Annotated in this window: 3 protein-coding genes and 1 pseudogene; 2 read left to right on the top strand and 2 right to left on the bottom strand. The window is 66.4% G+C overall.

Translation table 11 applies throughout. The features are described from left to right. A partial coding sequence (locus tag FJ980_RS31610; RefSeq protein WP_281406356.1) for a hydroxyacylglutathione hydrolase C-terminal domain-containing protein occupies positions 1–105 on the top strand: 105 nt, incomplete at its 5' end. Between the two features lie 23 nt (positions 106–128). Next, positions 129–569 carry a cupin domain-containing protein gene (locus FJ980_RS31605; protein WP_140547437.1) on the top strand — a complete coding sequence of 147 codons (441 nt, stop codon included), beginning with the start codon at positions 129–131 and terminating at the stop codon, positions 567–569. A 15-nt stretch (positions 570–584) separates the two neighbouring features. Here the strand turns inward: FJ980_RS31605 and FJ980_RS31600 are convergent, their stop codons facing one another. Continuing rightward, positions 585–1,259: a lysoplasmalogenase family protein gene (locus tag FJ980_RS31600; protein WP_140547436.1), complete on the bottom strand. Its 675-nt coding sequence runs from the start codon at positions 1,257–1,259 to the stop codon at positions 585–587. After that, positions 1,256–1,404 (bottom strand): annotated as a pseudogene (locus FJ980_RS35640) (EamA family transporter); the annotation flags it as partial. The gene FJ980_RS31600 and the pseudogene FJ980_RS35640, both read right to left, overlap by 4 nt.

The following is a 1,404-nucleotide window of genomic DNA, read 5'->3' as shown; positions in this document are numbered from 1 at the left end:
TTCCTGCGCTGGCATGATCCGGCAATCCGCAGGCATTTCGGCATGGAGAAGGCGTTGGACGTCGAGGTTTTTGCCGAGATCCGCAAGCGCAAGGATAATTTCTAGGCCAAGCGACACTGGTCGAAACCATGACGAGTTCCGCAGAAATCATCGCCATCCTTGGCATGAAGCCGCATCCGGAAGGCGGCTGGTACACGGAAACCTTTCGCGACGGGGGCGGCGGAGCTCGAGGCCACTCGACGGCGATCTATTTTCTGCTGGAGCAGGGCCAGGTTTCCGCCTGGCATCGCGTCAGGGATGCAGCCGAGGCCTGGCACTTCTACGCCGGCGCGCCGCTGGCGCTGTCGATATGGGAAGAAGGCGGCCCAAAGGCTAACGGGGTGATCGAGCAGGTGCTCGGCATCGAGCTTGCGGCCGGCGAGCGGCCGCAAATCGTCGTGCCGGCGGGCTGGTGGCAATCGGCGCGCAGCCTGGGCGAGTGGACCCTGGTCGGCTGCACCGTGGCGCCGGGCTTCGATTTTGCGGCGTTTGAACTGGCGGAGCCTGGTTGGCGGCCTAAACAGCTCTGACGCAGCAGGAAACCCTTAGCGCAGCAGGAAACCAAGCGTGATCACGAGCTGCGCGGCGTAGTAGAGGCCCCAGACCGCCAAACGCATCCAGGCGCGATGTGGCGAAATGGCGGCCGCCAGGAAGCGTTCCGTGGCCAGCAGCGCGTCGGACGCCATGAACAGCACGGCACCGCCGATAACAGCGGCACTGCTCGTCGTCAGCGCCGAAATGCCCATGGCGAGGATGGCCGCGACATAGCCCGCGATCGGCGCTCGCAGGGCCGGGCCGACGCGGCGCCACAGCGCCGCCAGCATGAGAATAACAAATACCGCCATCGCAAGTGCGATTGCCGCGCGCCAAGGTTGGGCCCCCAGCACTCCCATCCCCCCGCCGCTGCGCAGGAACAGCACGACGTAGACGATATGCGCGGCGAGAAAGCTGCCCAGCCCGCCCAGAAACATCTTTTCGCCATCCCGCGACAGGAAGGCGTCGCCGATGGCGCTCAGCGCAAGAGCGGCGACCAGTAGCAGCGGCCCGCCCTGCATCGCCGCCAGCACGGCAAGCATGGCCACGGCGAGCGTTTTTGCCGCCGAACGGGCGAGCGTCGGCGCCATGCCTGATGTGAAGGCGTAGACAACCGCCGCCACCAGCGAAAAGATCAGCGTCGCATTGGCGTTGGCGTCGATGCCGCCTGGAAACGGCATCGTCACGCCCGGGCCCCGCCTTCGGATGCACCGGCTCCGCTTTCGGAAGCAGCGGGCTTGCGCAGGAACAGCGACTTTGCCGCAAGTGCGGCCCCCCCGGTGATGAGCACGCAGGCCGCGACAATGCGCAGCGACGGCTCGGCGACGCCGG

Origin of the sequence: Mesorhizobium sp. B1-1-5, from assembly GCF_006443065.1 — a bacterium.
In the GTDB taxonomy this organism is placed as follows: Bacteria; Pseudomonadota; Alphaproteobacteria; order Rhizobiales; family Rhizobiaceae; genus Mesorhizobium.
The sequence above is the reverse complement of the archived record's forward strand: the minus strand, read 5'-3'. Positions and strand labels throughout refer to the sequence as shown.